At 68.7% G+C, this 16580-nt stretch carries 16 protein-coding genes; 6 read left to right on the plus strand and 10 right to left on the minus strand.

All coding sequences use genetic code 11. The annotated features are described in order from the left end of the window. The first annotated feature begins 19 nt into the window (after positions 1-19). Genes FHT32_RS11230 through FHT32_RS11240 form a run of 3 tightly spaced genes read left to right on the plus strand, consistent with a single transcriptional unit; the run spans position 20 to position 1291 of the window. The gene (locus tag FHT32_RS11230) at positions 20-355 is read left to right on the plus strand and encodes a hypothetical protein (protein WP_176664700.1); all 336 of its coding nucleotides are present in this window, start codon (positions 20-22) and stop codon (positions 353-355) included. 54 nt (positions 356-409) lie between these two features. Next, positions 410-847, plus strand: coding sequence for an Hsp20/alpha crystallin family protein (locus FHT32_RS11235; protein WP_176664701.1), 438 nt, complete (start codon positions 410-412; stop codon positions 845-847). 27 nt (positions 848-874) lie between these two features. Then, positions 875-1291: an Hsp20/alpha crystallin family protein gene (locus FHT32_RS11240; RefSeq protein ID WP_176664702.1), complete on the plus strand. Its 417-nt coding sequence runs from the start codon at positions 875-877 to the stop codon at positions 1289-1291. Between the two features lie 135 nt (positions 1292-1426). On the opposite strand, the gene FHT32_RS11245 is transcribed toward FHT32_RS11240, so the two are convergent. The 4 genes from FHT32_RS11245 to FHT32_RS34980 all read right to left on the minus strand — a co-directional run bounded on the left by FHT32_RS11245 (position 1427) and on the right by FHT32_RS34980 (position 5248). Next, on the minus strand, positions 1427-2068 hold the full coding sequence (locus tag FHT32_RS11245) for an isochorismatase family cysteine hydrolase (RefSeq protein ID WP_176664703.1): 642 nt from the start codon (positions 2066-2068) through the stop codon (positions 1427-1429). Positions 2069-2142: 74 nt separating this feature from the next. Beyond that, positions 2143-2481 (minus strand): PRC-barrel domain-containing protein, encoded by a 339-nt coding sequence (locus tag FHT32_RS11250; protein WP_176664704.1) that lies wholly within the window; start codon positions 2479-2481, stop codon positions 2143-2145. A gap of 184 nt (positions 2482-2665) precedes the next feature. Then, complete coding sequence (locus FHT32_RS11255) at positions 2666-4645, minus strand: PAS domain S-box protein (protein ID WP_176664705.1); 1980 nt, start codon at positions 4643-4645, stop codon at positions 2666-2668. A 150-nt stretch (positions 4646-4795) separates the two neighbouring features. Continuing rightward, a complete protein-coding gene (locus tag FHT32_RS34980; RefSeq protein WP_256098962.1) occupies positions 4796-5248 on the minus strand; it encodes a hypothetical protein in 453 nt (150 codons plus the stop codon). 557 nt (positions 5249-5805) lie between these two features. Between FHT32_RS34980 and FHT32_RS11265 the strand changes: the two genes are divergently transcribed. Together FHT32_RS11265 and FHT32_RS11270 are read left to right on the plus strand one after the other, a co-directional pair. After that, on the plus strand, positions 5806-6240 hold the full coding sequence (locus tag FHT32_RS11265; protein ID WP_176664706.1) for a hypothetical protein: 435 nt from the start codon (positions 5806-5808) through the stop codon (positions 6238-6240). Between the two features lie 201 nt (positions 6241-6441). Further along, entirely contained in the window at positions 6442-8907 is a 2466-nt protein-coding gene (locus tag FHT32_RS11270) for a catalase (protein WP_176664707.1), read from the plus strand. Between the two features lie 129 nt (positions 8908-9036). On the opposite strand, the gene FHT32_RS11275 is transcribed toward FHT32_RS11270, so the two are convergent. The 4 genes from FHT32_RS11275 to FHT32_RS11290 all read right to left on the minus strand — a co-directional run bounded on the left by FHT32_RS11275 (position 9037) and on the right by FHT32_RS11290 (position 15175). Beyond that, on the minus strand, positions 9037-9183 hold the full coding sequence (locus FHT32_RS11275; RefSeq protein ID WP_176664708.1) for a hypothetical protein: 147 nt from the start codon (positions 9181-9183) through the stop codon (positions 9037-9039). A gap of 91 nt (positions 9184-9274) precedes the next feature. Continuing rightward, positions 9275-10774, minus strand: coding sequence for an AdeC/AdeK/OprM family multidrug efflux complex outer membrane factor (gene adeC, locus FHT32_RS11280; protein ID WP_176664709.1), 1500 nt, complete (start codon positions 10772-10774; stop codon positions 9275-9277). A 14-nt stretch (positions 10775-10788) separates the two neighbouring features. Beyond that, positions 10789-13947, minus strand: coding sequence for an efflux RND transporter permease subunit (locus FHT32_RS11285; RefSeq protein WP_176664710.1), 3159 nt, complete (start codon positions 13945-13947; stop codon positions 10789-10791). A gap of 19 nt (positions 13948-13966) precedes the next feature. Then, entirely contained in the window at positions 13967-15175 is a 1209-nt protein-coding gene (locus FHT32_RS11290) for an efflux RND transporter periplasmic adaptor subunit (RefSeq protein ID WP_176664711.1), read from the minus strand. 143 nt (positions 15176-15318) lie between these two features. Between FHT32_RS11290 and FHT32_RS11295 the strand changes: the two genes are divergently transcribed. Then, positions 15319-15942, plus strand: a complete 624-nt coding sequence (locus FHT32_RS11295) for a TetR/AcrR family transcriptional regulator (protein WP_176664712.1) — start codon at positions 15319-15321, stop codon at positions 15940-15942. Positions 15943-15986: 44 nt separating this feature from the next. On the opposite strand, the gene FHT32_RS11300 is transcribed toward FHT32_RS11295, so the two are convergent. Next, the gene (locus tag FHT32_RS11300) at positions 15987-16217 is read right to left on the minus strand and encodes a hypothetical protein (RefSeq protein ID WP_176664713.1); all 231 of its coding nucleotides are present in this window, start codon (positions 16215-16217) and stop codon (positions 15987-15989) included. Between the two features lie 54 nt (positions 16218-16271). Continuing rightward, positions 16272-16577 (minus strand): hypothetical protein, encoded by a 306-nt coding sequence (locus FHT32_RS11305; RefSeq protein WP_176664714.1) that lies wholly within the window; start codon positions 16575-16577, stop codon positions 16272-16274. Positions 16578-16580: the final 3 nt, after the last annotated feature.

The raw sequence follows: 16580 nt of genomic DNA on the forward strand, positions 1-16580 counted from the left end.
CCGAAAAGGAGGTACTGCAATGACCATGAACTTGCTCAAGCAAATCGCCGGCTCTCGCCTACCCGTCACGTTCTATCGCACGCAGGACATCGATCAGGTCCGGCTGTTGCGCGCCGCCGGGCTCGTCGTCGCCCTGGTGCCATCGCCGTCGAACCCAGTGTCCCTGTCCGGTTCCGCCCAGGCCGCGCAGGTCCTGGCCATCACCCAGAAGGGGCGCGAGGAACTGGCGAGATTCAACTATCCGGAGTCACGACCTCCGCGCTGGCGAAACCGTTTGCCGCGCATCACCGCACGGCTTCGCTCCTACGCGGGCGGCTCCTCGCAGCCGGCCGGCGTGCACAACCTGCCGCAGTAAGGGCTGCGGCCCATTCCAGGTTTCGTTCGTTCCATGTTTTTTGGAGGTTCAGCCATGTACCGATCTTTCTTCCCTCGCGACATGCTCGCGGAAATGGATCGCCTGCAGCGGGACATGCGGCAGGCGTTCGATCTGGCCCCCACCATCCGCGGCTTCGGCAGCAACGGCTTTCCGGCGCTGAACGTAGGCGCGACCCCGCAGGCGGTGGAAATCTATGCCTTCGCGCCCGGCGTCGACCCGGCCACGCTGGAGGTCCATCTCGAGCGCGGCCTGCTCACCATCGCCGGCGAGCGCAAGAGCGCGCTGCCCGAGGCGAACGCGAAGGCGGCCGTGCACATCAACGAGCGCTTCGAGGGGCCGTTTCGCCGCATGCTCACGCTGCCCGACGATGCGGACCCCGAGGCGGTCGACGCCAAGCTGCGCGACGGCGTGCTGCACATCACCGTTCGCCGCCGCGCGTCGGCACAGCCGCGGCGCATCGCCGTCCAGTGAGTCCAATAAAGCAAGGAGATGAACACCATGAGCAACGATATCCAGACTCGTTCTTCCGGTGCTCCGGGAAGCACCGATGCCAGGCAGAAGGAGAAGGCGCCGCGCTACGGCAGCGCCGCGCTCACGCCTCCGGTCGACGTGATCGAGGACGCGGGCGGCATCACCCTCTATGCCGACCTTCCGGGCGTCTCGCGCGAGAACCTGAACCTCCATGTGGAAGCGGAAACCCTGACCATCGAGGCGGAGTCGAGCCTGAGCGTGCCCGATGGCCTGAAGACCAGCCACACGGAAGTCGGGCTCGGGCGATTCCAGCGCGTCTTCACGCTCAGCAAGGAACTGGACACCGAGAAGGTTTCCGCCGAACTCGCGCAGGGCGTGCTGAAGCTGCGGATACCCAAGGCCGAGCACGCGAAGCCGAGGCGGATCAACGTCGAAGTGGCCTGAGCGGCGGCAAATGAGCGGCAGCGTGCCTGCGGGGTGGATGACACAGCCCTCGCGGCACGCTCTTCTTCTACGGCGTGCGCAAGCCGGAGCAGGGGCCGCGAAACCGCTGCAGGACAACTGAATGAAGTTAGGCGGTCAGCGCTTGCGCGCCCGCGCGGCGGGCAGGCGGATGCGGGAGCCGGAAGTGGTCGCGATGCCGAAGACCGTGGCGCATTGCTCCAGCAGCATCGCGTGGCGCCGGGCCGTCTGCGTGGCGGTGCAGTCCTTGGGCAGCACCACCTCGAGGCCGTGCATGCGCGCGTCGTTGGCGGTGCTCAGCACGCACTGGTCGCTGGCGACCCCGGTCACGATGAGGCGGCGCACCTTCAACACGCCCAGCAACTGCTCGAGCGGCGTCGCCACGAAGGCCGACTGCTGCGGCTTGAGCACGAAGTAGTCGTCGTTGTCGGGTGCCAGGCTGGCGGTGACGGTCGCGCCGGGCCCGCCGCCGGCCATCGACAGTTCGACCAGCGCACTGAAGTCGGAACGCCAGCGGCCCCGGTTGTCGTTGGCGTAGATCGCGGGCACGCCGCCGGCCTTGCATCGGCGTTTCAGCGCGGCGATGGAAGGGGCGACCGCCACAGCGGCGGGCAGCAGCTTGTCGGCGTCGGGAAAGTCCCAGCAGCTGATCATGTCGACGATGAGCAGGGCGGTGCCGCCCTTGGCCTCCTCGACGGCCAGCGCGCCGCGCGAAGGCGAGGCGCTGGCGGAAAGGGAAAGGCGGCGGGTCGAAGGCATGCTCGTGGAGGACCTTTCCAGAAGGCACCATCAGCAAGAGCCGCATCGCGGGGCTGCTGGCAACCCCCGATCGCTCAGAGGCCGTAGTACTTGTTGATGCTGGCGGTGTAGCTCTCGTCGTAGTCCGGAATGCGGGTGTCGTCGTACTTCGGCGCGCCTTCGAGCGTTTCCTTCCGAAGCGGAACCACGTAGCCTTCCTGGGCGGTGTCGTACTTCAGCATGCTCCAGGGAATGGGATAGCGGTCGGTGCCGATGCCGAGGAAGCCGCCGAACTCCATCACGGCGTAGCGCACCTGGCCGGACAGCTTGTCGATCATGAGGTCGTCGATGCTGCCGAGCTTGTCGCCCGCGGTGTTGTAGACAGTCGTTCCCTCGACCCGATCCGACGAGATGACGTTTGCCGGAATGGCCATGGCTTTCTCCTTGTCGACGCGTCTGGGGGGCATCGACGAATGCTTCAGAGCCCAGGCCACCGGTCTCCCTCTTATCGAGGCCGCGTCTCATCGGCAATGCTCGGCTCGGGCTGTAGGAGCGCTTCCGTTTCGTCCGCGATTGCCGCGTCATGACATCCGGCGGTGCGACGACCGGAGCGCCGCGTCAGCTGCCCGGCTGCTCCACCGGCCGCAGCAGGTGCGTGAGGATGTCGGTCATCCGCTCGACGTCCACCGGCTTGGTCAGGTGGCTGTGGAAGCCGGCCTCGTAGCTGGTCTCGCGGTCCGCGGCCTGCCCGTAGCCGGTGACGGCAATCGCCACGGGCGGATCGACCAGCTCGGCGCGCAGCCGGCGTACCACCGCATGGCCGTCGAGGTCGGGCATGCCGATGTCGATCAGCATCACGTCTGGCCGCAATTCCTTCGCCGCCTCGATCGCGGCGAGTCCGCCGTGCACCACCTGCGTCGCGTAGCCCAGCGACTGCACCAGCAGCGACAGCGTTTCGGCCGCGTCCTTGTTGTCGTCCACCACCAGCACCAGCCTGTCCTCCGGCGAGCGGGACAGGCCGACGCCGGGCTCGGGCGGCGCCGCGGCGGGCAGTTGCACCAGGAACTCGCTGCCCTCGCCGGGGCGCCCGCTGGAGAACACGCTCACCCGCCCGCCGTGCAGCGACACCAGCTGCTGCACGAGGCTCAGGCCCAGGCCGAGCCCGCCGCTGCTGCGCGCGACGTCCTGCTCGCCCTGCACGAACAGGTCGAAGATCTTCTGCAGGTCCTGCGGCTGCACGCCCATGCCGTTGTCGCGCACGGAGATCTCCGCCTCGGGCATGCCCGTGGCGGCATCGGCCGCGCCGGCACCCAGCGTGACCGTCACCTGCCCGCCGATGGGCGTGAACTTGCAGGCGTTGTGCAGCAGGTTGCTCACCACCTGCACGATGCGCGCGCGGTCTCCGGTGATCCACGGGTCGGCGGCGTGCACCTGCACCTCGAGCCGCTGCTCCTTCTGCGCCGCCAGCGCACGCACGGCGTCGGCCGCGTCCAGCACTGCGTCGCGCAGCCGCACCGGCTTGGCCTCGAGCTGGATCTTGCCGCTGGTGATGCGGCCCACGTCGAGCAGGTCGTCGATCAGCCGCGTCATCTGCCTGAGTTGGCGGTCGATGATGTCGCGGGTGTTGCGCAGCACGCGCGACTCCGTCTGCTCGCGTTTGAGCAGCGCCACCGCGTTGGAGATGGGCGCGAGCGGGTTGCGCAGTTCGTGTCCCAGCATGGCCAGGAAGGTGGTCATGCGCCGGCCCTCGTCCTCCAGCGCGGTGATGCGGCGGCGCTCGGTGAGGTCGCGCGTGACCTTCGCAAAGCCCCTGTGGCGCCCCGCGCGGTCGTACACGGCGGTGATGACCACGCTGGCCCAGAAGCGGCTGCCGTCCTTGCGCACGCGCCAGCCCTCGTCCTCGAAGCGCCCGTCGCGCAGCGCGTTGCGCAGTTCCTCAGCGGGCCAGCCGCGCGCCGCCACCTCCGGCGGATAGAACTTCGAGAAGTGCTGGCCGATGATTTCCTCGGCCGCATAGCCCTTGGTGTGCTGCGCGCCGAGGTTCCAGCTCGCCACGTGACCGCCGGGGTCGAGCATGAAGATCGCGTAGTCCTTCACTCCCTCGACGATCAGGCGGAAGCGCTCCTCGCTCGCGCGCAGCAGTTCCTCCTGCTGGCGGCGCTCGGTGAAGTCGCGCGTGATCTTCACGAAGCCGCGCACGGTGCCGTCGGGGCCGTCGAGCCGCGTGATGACGGTGTCGCCCCAGAAGCGGGGGCCGTTCTGCCGCACTTCCCAGCCTTCGCCGTGCACCCGGCCGTTCTCGCGCGCCTGCTGCAGGTCTCGCGCCGGCAGGCCTTCATCGAGCGCCTCCGGGGTGTAGAACAGCGAGACATGCTGCCCGACCGCCCAGGCACGGTCGCAGCGGTACAGCGCCTGCGCTCCCGGGTTGCAGTCCACGATGATCCCGTCGGGATCGAGCATGACGATCGCGTGATCGCCGACGGCTTCCACCATCAGGCGGAAGTCCGCATCGGACAGGGTGTCGGGGGAGAGCCGCCGCGAAATAGACGCAGGCGCAGGAGAGGCGGAAGCAGGAGGAACGGGCGTCTCAGCGGCCATGGCGGATGGCCTCTGGGCCGGGTTGGTTGTGGTTCTTCGGCATCTTCGGGGGCATGGCCGAAAAATGTAGCAAAGCGGGCCCCTCGCGCGTGTCGGTTTTCTTCCCGCGCTTCAGGCATGGGCGCCGGGATGGGCACCGGGAGGGCGTCGTCAACGATCGCGCTCCGGCGCTTCCTTGCGGCTGCGGTCGGCGTAGGGCGAACTGCCCTGGTTGTCCGATTCGCCGACCGGCGCGTCGCCCGCCGAAGGGGGAGGGCGCGCGGGCGCCGTTCCGGCGGCGCCTTCCGGCTCGCCGCGCTCGGCCGGCGTCTTCGAGAACTGCTTCATCGCCTTCTGCGCGGGAGTCTGCGGCTGTACCGGATCCTGGTTGGACTCCGGCGTCAGGTCCTCGTGCAGGCCGAAGGCGTCGGAGCCGTCGTGCCTGGTGGCTTCCACGTCCTTGCGCTTGTCCTGCATGCGCTCCCTGGGCGCGGGACCGGAGATCTCCTCGCCCTCGGCGTTGCGCCGTTGCGTGAACCGCTCCGCGCCGCCGATGTTGTCGACGCCTCCGCTGGTGGTGGGGCGCGTGCCGTCGCCGCTGCCCGTGACGTTGTGTGTGGCCATGTCGGTTCCTTCGGTTGAATCGGGAGGCGATCGGTGCCGCGACGTTGCGGGCGCGTGACTGCCTGTGCTTGTGCTGTGGCTGCTGTGCTTGCTGTGCTGCCGATGCGAAAGGCCACGCTACGAACGGCGTCGGGCACCGGGGTGTAGGAGAGGGCGCTGTCGGTCTGCACGCATTCCGCTACCCGCTACGCCGCTCGGTTGTTCGGGTGCCTCGGATGCCTCGGCCGCATGAAGTTGCTCTGCACAAGCTCGGGGAACACCACCGCGAGTCCGATGGAGGCGCCCATGCGATGTCCTGTGCGCCGGGTCCTACGAACGGAGGAGCGCTGCTTCCCGTTCCGCGGGCGCGGCGGGTGCCCGACGATTCGCATCGATGGAGCGATCCATCCCCGCTTTCCTCCCTGAGCGGGTGCCTGATGCGCGAAAGCATGAGGTTTCGAGCCCGGCCACGCCGGGCTTTTTTTTCGTCCGTTCGGCAAGACGGGCGTGCAGACGGGCGTGCGCTGTGCGCCATGTCCTACCGCGGCGAGCCGCGGCCGCTAGCGAAATCCCGATTCATGTCGAACCGATTGACCCAGGCGTTGCTGGTCCTGCAGCGACTGGCCTACGCGCGCATCCTCTGCGAGTTTCATCGCCAGAGACAGGTGCATGCGGGCAGCGCCGTGTCGCCGCCCGAGCTGTCCACGGCCTGTCGTCGGCTTCGGGGCTGCGAAGCGAGCTGGGAGCACTGCCGTGCCGAACTGGTGAACCCGGAACTGGCGACGGCGGTGCGCGTCGCCCGCGCGCTGCACCTGCGCCGGATGCTCGAAAGCGCGGCCGCGCGCCTGGCGCCGTGGGACGACCGCAGCGACCTTGCCCACATCCCGCCATCGCACCTGTTCGAGTGGGTGGCGCACGACTGCGAGCGTCTGGAGCTGGCCGAACTCGAGGACGCGATGACGCCCGAGGAGACCGCCTTCTACGCGCATTCGCTGGAAAGCCTGCACCGGTGAGGCAACCAGAGGGGGCGGGCGGCGCAACGACCGCCACAACGACCGCATCACTGCGGGAAGTCCTACAGGCGCGAGCTTGCGGTGGCTCTAGCTTGGCCCGGCGCTCTTCTTTTCCGTCTCCTTTTTTGTCTCCTCCTGCTCTCGTCTCGCACCGCCTCGTCCGGTCCTGTCCTTCCCTCCCGCAACCTCACGAAAGCATCCATGCCCAAGACTTCCCGAACCTCCAGCCGAACCCCTGCAGCCGCCGCTCCATCGTCCTCCGCCACGCCTGTCGCCATCGACGCCGCCCGCGCCGCGGCGCGCAACACCGACAGCGGCCCTGCCCATGCGGCACCGCCGGAAGCCGGCAGCGGCGACCTGCCCGCGCGCAAGGCGATCGAGACCCAGGCGCTGGCCGCCGCCATGCCGGCCAATGCCAGCAAGCCGGCGGAACACGGCGACGCGAATGCGCTCTCCGCGCCGCAGGGCCAGCACGCGCAGCCCGCATCGCGGCTCGCCACCGCCAGTACGCCTTCGGAAGCCAATGTCTCGGCCAAGACCGGTGGCATGGCGCCGGAGGGCACCAATCCCACGGTCGGTCCTCTCGAGCGCGTGCGTGTCGATTCCAGCGGCCAGCGGCTCACCACCAACCAGGGCGTGCCCGTGGCGGACAACCAGAACTCGCTGAAGGCCGGCGCCCGCGGCCCCGTGCTGCTCGAAGACTTCATCCTGCGCGAGAAGATCACGCACTTCGACCATGAGCGCATTCCCGAGCGCATCGTGCACGCGCGCGGCTCTGGCGCGCACGGCTTCTTCGAGTGCTACGAGCCGCTGACCGCCCACACCAGGGCGGCGCCGTTTCGCGAGGCCGGCAAGATCACGCCTGTGTTCGTGCGCTTCTCCACCGTGGCCGGCGAGCGCGGCTCCAAGGACACGGCGCGCGACGTGCGCGGCTTCGCCGTCAAGTTCTACACCGACGAGGGCAACTGGGACCTCGTGGGCAACAACATGCCGGTGTTCTTCATCCAGGACGCGATGAAGTTCCCCGACCTCGTGCACGCAGTTAAACCCGAGCCGCACCACGCCATGCCCCAGGCCGCCTCGGCGCACGACACCTTCTGGGATTTCGTCTCGCTGATGCCCGAGTCGACCCACATGCTGATGTGGCAGATGAGCGACCGCGCCATTCCGCGCAGCTACAGGACCATGCAGGGCTTCGGCGTCCACACTTTCAGGCTGGTGAATGACGCGGGCGAGTCGTGCCTGGTCAAGTTCCACTGGCTGCCCAAGCTCGGCACGCATTCGCTTGTGTGGGACGAGGCGGTCAAGATTGCCGGGGCCGACCCCGACTTCCACCGGCGCGATCTCTGGGAGGCCATCGACGCCGGCGAGTACCCCGAGTGGGAGCTCGCGCTGCAGATCTTCACCGAGGAGCAGGCGGCGGGGTTCAGCTTCGACGTGCTCGACGCCACCAAGATCGTGCCCGAGGAGCTGGTGCCGCTGCGCGTGGTGGGGCGGCTCGTGCTGGACCGCAATCCCGACAACTTCTTCGCCGAGACCGAGCAGGTCGCGTTCTGCACGGCGCACGTGGTGCCGGGCATCGACTTCACCAACGATCCGCTGCTGGCCGGACGCATCCATTCGTATGTCGACACGCAGATCAGCCGGCTCGGCGGGCCCAACTTCCACGAGCTGCCGATCAATGCGCCGGTGGCCCAGGTCCACAACAACCAGCGCGACGGCATGCACCGGCAGGCCATCCACCGCGGCCGCACGGCCTACGAGCCCAACTCGCTCGGCGGCGGCTGCCCGTTCCAGGCCGGCGCCGCGCAGGGCTTCGTCAGCGTGGCACGCCGCCTCGACGCGAAGGAGTCGAGCGACAAGGTGCGCATCAAGCCCGAGAAGTTCGCCGACCACTACACGCAGGCGTCCCTCTTCTACGAAAGCCAGTCGCCGGCCGAACAGGCGCACATCGCGGCCGCGTTCCGCTTCGAACTTTCGAAGGTGACGGTGCCCGCAGTGCGTGAGCGCATGGTCGCCGGGCTGCTGAATGCCTCGCCGGAGCTGGCGCAGCAGGTGGCGACGGGGCTGGGCATGGAGCTGCCCGCGCCGCTGCCGCGCGTGCTGGACGAGCCGACCGCGCCCGAGGTCGACCGCTCGCCCGCGCTGTCGCTGTTCGCGCGTCCGGGCGACGGCGGCATCCGCACGCGCAAGATCGCCGTCCTGATTGCCGACGGGATCGAAGGCGCTCCAGTGGCCGAGCTGGTGTCGGTGCTCGTGCGTGCCGGCGCCGTGCCGCGCCTCGTGGCGTCGCGCCTGGGGCGCTGCACCGCGGCGGACGGCACCGTCTTCGAGGCCGATGCCAGCCTGGAGAACAGCCCCGGCGTGCTCTTCGACGCGCTAGTACTGCCCGACGGCCTGCCCGGTGTGGAATGGCTCGCGCAGGACGGCCACACGATGGAGTTCGTGAAGGACCAGTACCGGCACTGCAAGACCATCCTGGCCTTCGGTGCATCGCAGGCCTTGCTGACCGAGGCCGGCATTCCGGCGATGCTGCCCGACGGCTCCCCCGATCCCGGCCTGATCATGGCCGACGCGGCGGATGCCACCGATGCGGGCCTGGCGTTCATCGCCGCAGTGGGCATGCACCGGCACCTGGCGCGCGAAACCGATCCGCCGCTGGTGTGAACCGAGCCAGCGCCTGGAGCCGCCGCATGACGAATGCGCCGGCTGTCGGCCTGCCACCAATAGAGGGTGGGGCTGGTCAACACCGGCCTGGAAAGTAGCCTGGGCCTTGCGAGGCCCAGGCGGGTTCCGCTACCAGGCCGAGAACAGGCCCTTGAGCAGAAAGAGCACGCCGAACAGCCCGCCCAGCACCAGGAAGTAGGCCAGCGGTGCACCCGCCATCGTCTCCCACCACCTTGGCGGACCCGAGAGCCTTTGCGGCTTCTTCGCGAAAGCCATCATCTTTTCCTTTCGAGAATCCTCTGCGGCCTTTCGGCTGGACAGGCCGGGAATCCGCGAGCGGTTCCGTCCGGCGTGCCATGGGCTGTCCTCATGGCATGAGCCGGGAGCTCTTTTCCGAAGGCGCCGCAGCCACGGGGACGGCCGCGCCCGTGGTCTCGTTCCATCCGCCACCCAGCGTCTTGTAGAAGGTCACGAGGTTGGTGAAGCGCGACAGCCGGGTGCCGATCAGGTCCTGCTGCGCGGTGTAGAGCGAGCGCTGCGAGTCGAGCACGCTGAGGTAGCTGTCCACGCCGCGGCTGAAGCGTGCCTGCGACAGCCGGTAGCTGTCTGCGGTGGCATTCACCAGCGACTGCTGCGCATCGAGCTGGCGCCCGAGCGTGTTGCGCTGCGCCAGCGCGTCGGAGACTTCGCGGAACGCCGTCTGTATCGCCTTCTCGTACTGCGCCACCGAGATGTCGCGGCTCACGGTGGCGATCTTCAGGTTGGCGCGGTTGGCGCCGCCGTCGAAGATGGGCAGCGAGATCTGCGGCGCGAAGCTCCAGGCGCCCGAGCCGCCCTTGAACAGGCCGGAGAGCTCGCTGCTCGACGAGCCCGCCGAGGCCGTGAGGCTGATGCGCGGGTAGAAGGCCGCGCGCGCCGCGCCGATGTAGGCGTTGGCGGCCTTGAGGTCGCGCTCGGCCTGCAGGATGTCGGGGCGGCGCTGCAGCAGCTCCGAGGGCAGGCCCGGCGGTATGGTCGCCAGCGGGTTCGTGGCCGCCGTCGCACCGTCGGGCAGGGCCTGCGGAAGCAGTTCGTCGGGCACGTCCGCGCCCACGAGCAGCACCAGCGCATTGCGGTCCTGCGCGACTTGCGCGGTGTAGCGCTCGACGTCCACGCGCGCGCTGTCCACGCTGGTCTGTGCCTGGCTCAGCGTGAGCGCCGAGGCCGTGCCCAGCTCGAAGCTGCGCTGGTTGAGCCGGTAGGCGTCGCTCTGGTTGCGCAGCGTGTCGCGCGCGAGCTTCAGCCGGTCCTGGTCGGCAGCGAGCGTGAGATAGCTGGTCGCCACCTCGGCCACCAGGCTGATCTGGGTGCTGCGGCGCGCCTCCGCCGTGGACAGGAACTGCTGCAGCGCCTGCTCGCCCAGGCTGCGCACGCGGCCGAAGAGGTCGATCTCGTAGGAGCTGAAGCCCAGCGAGGCGCTGTACTGATGCGCGATGAGCGTCTCGCCGGTGGACGACAGGCTGGCCGGCGTGCGGCTGCCGCTGCCGCCCGCGCTCGCATTCACTGTGGGGAAGAGCGCCGCGTCCTGCACGCGGTACTGGGCGCGCGCCTTCTCGATGTTGAGCACCGCCACGCGCAGGTCGCGGTTGTTGGCGAGGCTCATCTCGATCACGCGCTGCAGCGACGGATCGGTGAACACGTCGCGCCAGCCGAGGTCGGCCACGGGAGCGGATGAGGAGCCCGCGTCCGCCGTGTCACCGGCGAACTTGCCGGGCACCGGCGCTGCGGGTTGCTGGTAGGTGGGTATCAGGCTGCAGCCGGCCATCAGCGCGGTGAGCGCGGCGAGCGAGACGGAGAGGGACAGCGGCGCAAGGCGAAATGGATTCATGGCATGTGCCTCGTTCAGGATGCGGCCGTGGCCGGTTGTGCATGCGCGATGGGTTCGGCAGGCTCGGCGGAACCGCTCTTGAAGAGCCCGCGCACCAGCACGAAGAAAAGCGGCACGAAGAAGATCGCGAGCACGGTGCCCGACAGCATGCCGCCGATCACCGCGGTGCCCAGCGCGTGCTGCGCACCGGCTCCCGCGCCGCTGCCCAGCACCAGCGGCAGCACGCCGAGGATGAAGGCCAGCGAGGTCATCAGGATGGGTCGCAGCCGCAGCCGAGCAGCCTCCAGCGCCGACTCGACCAGCCCCTTGCCCTGCGCGTGCAGGTCCTTCGCGAACTCGACGATCAGGATGGCGTTCTTCGACGCGAGGCCGATCGTGGTGAGCAGGCCCACCTGGAAGTAGACGTCGTTCATCTTCCACGTGAGGAAGGCTCCGAGCAGCGCACCGAACACGCCCAGCGGCACCACCAGGATTACCGACAGCGGGATGGACCAGCTCTCGTAGAGCGCGGCCAGGCACAGGAACACGATGAGGATCGACAGCGTGTAGAGCAGGGTGGTCTGCCCGCTGGAGGCCTTCTCCTGCCGCGAGAGGCCGGTCCACTCGTAGCCGATGCCCGCGGGCAGCTTCGACACCGCCTCCTCGACGATGGCCAGTGCCTCGCCGCTGGATGCGGCTCCCGGCATCGCCATGCCCAGGATCTCGACCGAGGGAACGCCGTTGTAGCGCTCCAGGCGCGGCGAGCCCGAGCTCCAGCCGGCCTTGGCGAAGGAGGTGAAGGGCACCATCGTGCCGGCGCTGTTGCGCACGTACCAGCGGTCGATGTCCTCGGGCAGCATGCGGTATTGCGCGTCGGCCTGCAGCATCACCTTCTTCACGCGCCCCTTGTCGATGAAGTCGTTGACGTAGCTGCTGCCCCAGGCGGCCGAGAAGGTGTCGTTGATGTCGCTCATCGAAAGCCCCTGGGCCTGCGCCTTGTGCGGGTCGATCTCCAGCCGGAATTCGGGCGAGTCCTCCAGGCCGTTGGGGCGCACCGCCACGAGGCGCTTGTCCTTGCCCAGCGTGGCGAGCAGCTGGTTGCGCGCCTGCATGAGCGCGTCGTGCCCGAGGTTGGCTCGGTCCTGCAGCATCAGGTCGAAGCCGGTGGCGTTGCCCAGTTCGGCGACGGCCGGCGGCGCGAAGGCGAACACCTTCGCGTCGCGGATCGTGTTGAAGAAGGCGCCGGCCTTGGCCGCGACGCCGTTCACGCTCAGGGCCTCGCCCTTGCGCTCGTCCCAGGGCTTGAGCTTGACGAAGGCGAAGCCCGTGTTCTGCCCGCTGCCCGCGAAGCTGAAGCCGGCCACCGTGAAGAGCCCCGAGACCGCGTCCTTCTGGTCGACCAGGAAGTGGTGCTCCATCTGGCGCATGACCTCTTCCGTGCGCGCGTTCGTAGCGCCCGGCGGAAGCTGCACCAGCGCGAACATCGTGCCCTGGTCCTCGTCGGGCAGGAAGCCCACCGGCAGCTTCATGAAGCCGGCCACCACCAGCGCCAGCACCACCGCGTACGCGGCCATGTAGCGCCAGCCCTTGCCGATCATGTGGCGCACGAAGCCCTGGTAGCGGCGGTTGCCGCGGTCGAAGCTGCGGTTGAACCAGCCGAAGAAGCCGGTGCTCGCCATCGCATGGCCCTTGGGCACGGGCTTGAGCAGCGTCGCGCACAGGGCGGGCGTGAGCACCATCGCCACCAGCACCGACAGCGTCATCGCCGAGACGATGGTGATCGAGAACTGCCGGTAGATCACGCCGGTGGAGCCGCCGAAGAAGGCCATCGGCACGAACACGGCAGCCAGCACCAGCGCCACGCCCACCAGCGCGCCGGTGATCTGTCCCATGGACTTGCGCGTGGCCTCCTTGGGCGAGAGACCTTCCTCGGTCATCACGCGCTCGACGTTCTCCACCACCACGATCGCGTCGTCCACCAGCAGGCCGATGGCCAGCACCATCGCGAACATCGTGAGGGTGTTGATGGTGAAGCCGAAGGCCGCGAGCACGCCGAAGGTGCCCAGCAGCACCACCGGCACCGCAATGGTGGGAATGAGCGTGGCGCGGAAGTTCTGCAGGAAGAGGTACATCACCAGGAACACCAGCACCACGGCCTCGACCAGCGTGCGCACCACTTCCTCGATGGAGATGCGCACGAAGGGCGTGGTGTCGTAGGGCTTCTGCACCTTCATGCCCTGCGGGAAGAACTTCTCCAGCTCGGCCACGCGCGCGTCGATGGCCTTGACCGTGTCGAGCGCGTTGGCGCCCGCGGCCAGCTTGATGGCCAGCCCGGCGGCCGGCTTGCCGTTGTAGCGGCCGACCGTGTTGTACGACTCGCTGCCGAGCTCGATGCGGGCCACGTCGCGCAGGCGCACCTGGGCGCCGTTGGTCTGGGTGCGCAGCAGGATGTCCTCGAACTCCTGCGCGGTCTTCAGGCGCGTCTGCGAGGTGATGGTCGCGTTGATCTGCTGGTTGGCGGCCGCCGGCATGCCGCCGAGCTGGCCGGCGGACACCTGCGCGTTCTGCGCCTGGATCGCGGTCTTCACGTCCAGCGGCGTGAGGCTGAAGTTGGAGAGCTTGTTCGGGTCGAGCCACACGCGCATGGCGTACTGCGAGCCGAAGAGGGTGGTGTCGCCCACGCCTTCCACGCGGCTGATGGCCTCCTGCACGTTCGCGGCCACGTAGTCCGACAGGTCGGAGCCGTTCATGCTGCCGTCCTCGGAGGTGAAGGCCAGCACATTGAGGAAGTTGGTGGCCGACTTCGTGACGGTCACGCCCTGCTGCTGCACTTCCTGCGGCAGCAGCGGCGTGGCCAGCGAGAGCTTGTTCTGCACCTGCACCTGCGCGGTGTCGGGGTCGGTGCCGTTCTCGAAGGTGAGCGTGATGGTGACCGAGCCCGACGATTCGCTGGTCGAGGCCATGTAGCTCAGCCGGTCCAGCCCCTTCATCTTCTGCTCGATGACCTGGGTGACGGTGTCTTCCAGCGTCTTCGCTGAAGCGCCGGGGTAGTTGGCGGTGATCGCGACGGCGGGCGGCGCGATGCTCGGGTACTGCGCGATCGGCAGCGTGGCGATGGACATCGCGCCGCCCAGCATCACGATGATGGCGAGCACCCACGCGAAGATGGGGCGGTCGATGAAGAAGCGTGCCATGAAGGTCTCTCCCGATCGATCAGTTCGCCGCGCCGGCGGTGCCGGCCGGGGCCGCGCTGGCCGTGTCGGTGCCGGTCTTCGGCTTGGGGCTCCACTGCACGGTCTTCACCGCGACGCCGGGCGCCGCGCGCTGCTGGCCGTCCACCACGAGCTTGTCGCCGGCCTGCAGGCCGCCGCGCACCAGCCACTGGTCGCCGATGGCGCGTTCGGTCTCGAGCGAGCGGCGCTGCAGCTTGCTTTGCGCATCGACCACGTAGGCCGTGGGCTTGCCGGCGCCGTCGCGCGACACGGCCTGCTGCGGCACCAGCAATGCCTGCTCCTTCACGCCTTCCTGCAGCACGGCGCGCACGTACATGCCGGGCAGGAGCACGGCGTCGGGGTTGGGGAACACCGCGCGCAGCGTGATGGCGCCGGTGTTCTGGTCCACGGTGACGTCCGAGAACTCGAGCTTGCCTTCGAGCGCGTAGGTGCTGCCGTCCTCCAGCAGCAGCCGCACCTTCGCGGCGTTGGCGCCGCTCTTTTGCAGATCGCCGCGCGCCATCGCCTGCCTGAGCTGGAGCATCGCGGCGCTGGGCTGCGTCACGTCGACGTAGATCGGGTCGAGCTGCTGGATGGTGGCGAGCGCGCTCGACTGGCTGGCCGTGACCAGCGCGCCCGGCGTGACCGACGACTTGCCGATGCGCCCCGAGATCGGCGCGTCGATGCGCGCGTAGGCGAGGTTGATGCGGCTGGTCTCGACGTTCGCCCTGGCCGCCGCGACGTCGGCCTCGCCCTGGCGCAGCGAGGCCGCGGCGTCGTCGTAGTCCTGCTGGCTCACTGCCTTGATGGCCACCAGCTCCTTGTAGCGCTCGGCCTTCAGCCGCGTGGTGCCCAGGCTGGCCTGCGCCTTGGCGAGCGCGGCGACGTTGCTGTCGTAGGTCGCCTGGTAGGTGGCGGAGTCGATCTGGTAGAGCGCCTCGCCGGCCTTCACGTCGCTGCCTTCGCGGAACTTGCGCGACTTCACGATGCCGCCGACCTGCGGTCGCACGTCGGCGATGAGGAAGGGCACGGTGCGCCCGGGCAGCTCGGTCGTGATGGCCACGCGCTGCGGCTGCACGGTGACGATGCCGACCTCGGGCGTGCCTGCCGCCGGGGGCGGGCCGCCCGGGGGCTTGCCACAGGCGACGAGCATGAGGGTGGACACGACGGCCGCGGCAAAGGTCAGGCCGTAGGTGAGAGGGGGGCGCATTGCGGTTCTCCTGGGAAAACGACCGGACGCAGGTAGGTTCAGTCGGCGTTTAAATAGACAGTGCTGTACTGAAATGTATTTTGACTTGAATGGGCTGTCAATTAAAATAGTCAGGCGTGTACAGAAATAAGGAGGGACACCGTATGCGGGTAAAGACCGAAGCGAAGCGCGACGCCATCGTCCAGGTGGCATCGGAAGTCTTCAGGGAGCTGGGATTCGAGGGCGCCTCCATGGTGGAGATCGCCGCGCGCGTGGGCGGCTCGAGGGCAACGCTCTACGGCTACTTCGCCTCCAAGGAGGAACTGTTCGTCGCGGTGATGCTCGGCGCGGCGAAGAGCCACTTCGATCCGATCTTCGAGGCACTGGGCCAGGAAGCCGACGACGATCTCGAACGCGTGCTGCAGCGCTTCGGCGAGAAGGTCCTGGCGGTGGTGTGCTCGCAGGAAGTCATCGAGTCGCAACGGGCCGTGATCGCCGAGTCCGGCCGCAGCGACATCGGGCGTCTCTTCTACGAGGGCGGCCCAAGGCAGGGGCTCGCCGCGATGGCGGGCTTCCTGGAGCAGCAGATGCGCAAGGGCCGGCTGCGCACGGCCGACCCGACGGTGGCGGCGCACCACCTGCTGGCGCTGCTGGATTCGGAGACCGTCAAGCCGCGCCTGCTGGGCATCCAGGGGCCGATGACCCGCAAGGAATTGCGCGAGGCGACCCAGCGTGCCTTGCAGGTGTTCCTTGGCGGCTATGCGCCGGCGGGCAAGACCGCGGGGTGATGGGACGCTTCGGGGCCCCGGGGGCTGCGGGGCGCCCTGGGGGCTTACTGCTTCGGCAGCATCCCGGAGGACGGCGATGCCAGCATGCCGTGCCTCAGGCTCCACACGCAGGCGCCCAGCCGCAGCAGCCTTTCGACGTTGCTGTCGTAGTAGGGGCTTTGCGCGTCCTCCTGCTCGATGAGCTCGGAGATGCAGGCGAGTGCGTCGGTGGGCGTGAAGCCCAGGCCCGATCGGGCCATTCCCATCACTGTCACGAGAACATCGGTCTTCTTCATTTCGTCCTGCTTCCGGTGGGCGGGTAGAGCATTGTTCGCCGGTGACGATCGCCCTCAGCGCGCACCGGCGATGAGCCGGACTTCGCTGCAAAGCCGGGGACCGTAGTCCTCGCAGCGTACCTCGAAACCGTACGCCGCGGCGCGCCGCAGCGCGAAGGCGGTCACGTCGCGCAGGTAGGTGCACCCCGGCTTGCGGCCCGCGGCGGCGCGGGCCTCGAAGTCGGCCTGGAAGTCGCGCGCCCATTCCTCGTAGAGCCTGTAGCGTTCTCCATGAGGGTCGATGAAGCCTGCGCGCGCCAGCGTCTGCGCGATGTCGACCAGCGGCACGGTGATGGGAATCCCGGCGTTGCGTTCATGCATGGC

Source organism: Variovorax sp. SG517, assembly GCF_013376045.1.
Classification (GTDB): Bacteria; Pseudomonadota; Gammaproteobacteria; order Burkholderiales; family Burkholderiaceae_C; genus Variovorax.

Excerpts from the sequence above, each read along its gene's own strand:
- FHT32_RS11230 (WP_176664700.1), top strand. The coding sequence starts at position 20 with ATGACCATGAACTTGCTCAAGCAAATCGCCGGCTCTCGCCTACCCGTC.
- FHT32_RS11235 (WP_176664701.1), top strand. The coding sequence starts at position 410 with ATGTACCGATCTTTCTTCCCTCGCGACATGCTCGCGGAAATGGATCGC.
- FHT32_RS11240 (WP_176664702.1), top strand. The coding sequence starts at position 875 with ATGAGCAACGATATCCAGACTCGTTCTTCCGGTGCTCCGGGAAGCACC.
- FHT32_RS11245 (WP_176664703.1), bottom strand. The coding sequence starts at position 2,068 with ATGCCTTCGACCCGCCGCCTTTCCCTTTCCGCCAGCGCCTCGCCTTCG.
- FHT32_RS11250 (WP_176664704.1), bottom strand. The coding sequence starts at position 2,481 with ATGGCCATTCCGGCAAACGTCATCTCGTCGGATCGGGTCGAGGGAACG.
- FHT32_RS11255 (WP_176664705.1), bottom strand. The coding sequence starts at position 4,645 with ATGGCCGCTGAGACGCCCGTTCCTCCTGCTTCCGCCTCTCCTGCGCCT.
- FHT32_RS34980 (WP_256098962.1), bottom strand. The coding sequence starts at position 5,248 with ATGGCCACACACAACGTCACGGGCAGCGGCGACGGCACGCGCCCCACC.
- FHT32_RS11265 (WP_176664706.1), top strand. The coding sequence starts at position 5,806 with ATGTCGAACCGATTGACCCAGGCGTTGCTGGTCCTGCAGCGACTGGCC.
- FHT32_RS11270 (WP_176664707.1), top strand. The coding sequence starts at position 6,442 with ATGCCCAAGACTTCCCGAACCTCCAGCCGAACCCCTGCAGCCGCCGCT.
- FHT32_RS11275 (WP_176664708.1), bottom strand. The coding sequence starts at position 9,183 with ATGGCTTTCGCGAAGAAGCCGCAAAGGCTCTCGGGTCCGCCAAGGTGG.
- adeC (WP_176664709.1), bottom strand. The coding sequence starts at position 10,774 with ATGAATCCATTTCGCCTTGCGCCGCTGTCCCTCTCCGTCTCGCTCGCC.
- FHT32_RS11285 (WP_176664710.1), bottom strand. The coding sequence starts at position 13,947 with ATGGCACGCTTCTTCATCGACCGCCCCATCTTCGCGTGGGTGCTCGCC.
- FHT32_RS11290 (WP_176664711.1), bottom strand. The coding sequence starts at position 15,175 with ATGCGCCCCCCTCTCACCTACGGCCTGACCTTTGCCGCGGCCGTCGTG.
- FHT32_RS11295 (WP_176664712.1), top strand. The coding sequence starts at position 15,319 with ATGCGGGTAAAGACCGAAGCGAAGCGCGACGCCATCGTCCAGGTGGCA.
- FHT32_RS11300 (WP_176664713.1), bottom strand. The coding sequence starts at position 16,217 with ATGAAGAAGACCGATGTTCTCGTGACAGTGATGGGAATGGCCCGATCG.
- FHT32_RS11305 (WP_176664714.1), bottom strand. The coding sequence starts at position 16,577 with ATGCATGAACGCAACGCCGGGATTCCCATCACCGTGCCGCTGGTCGAC.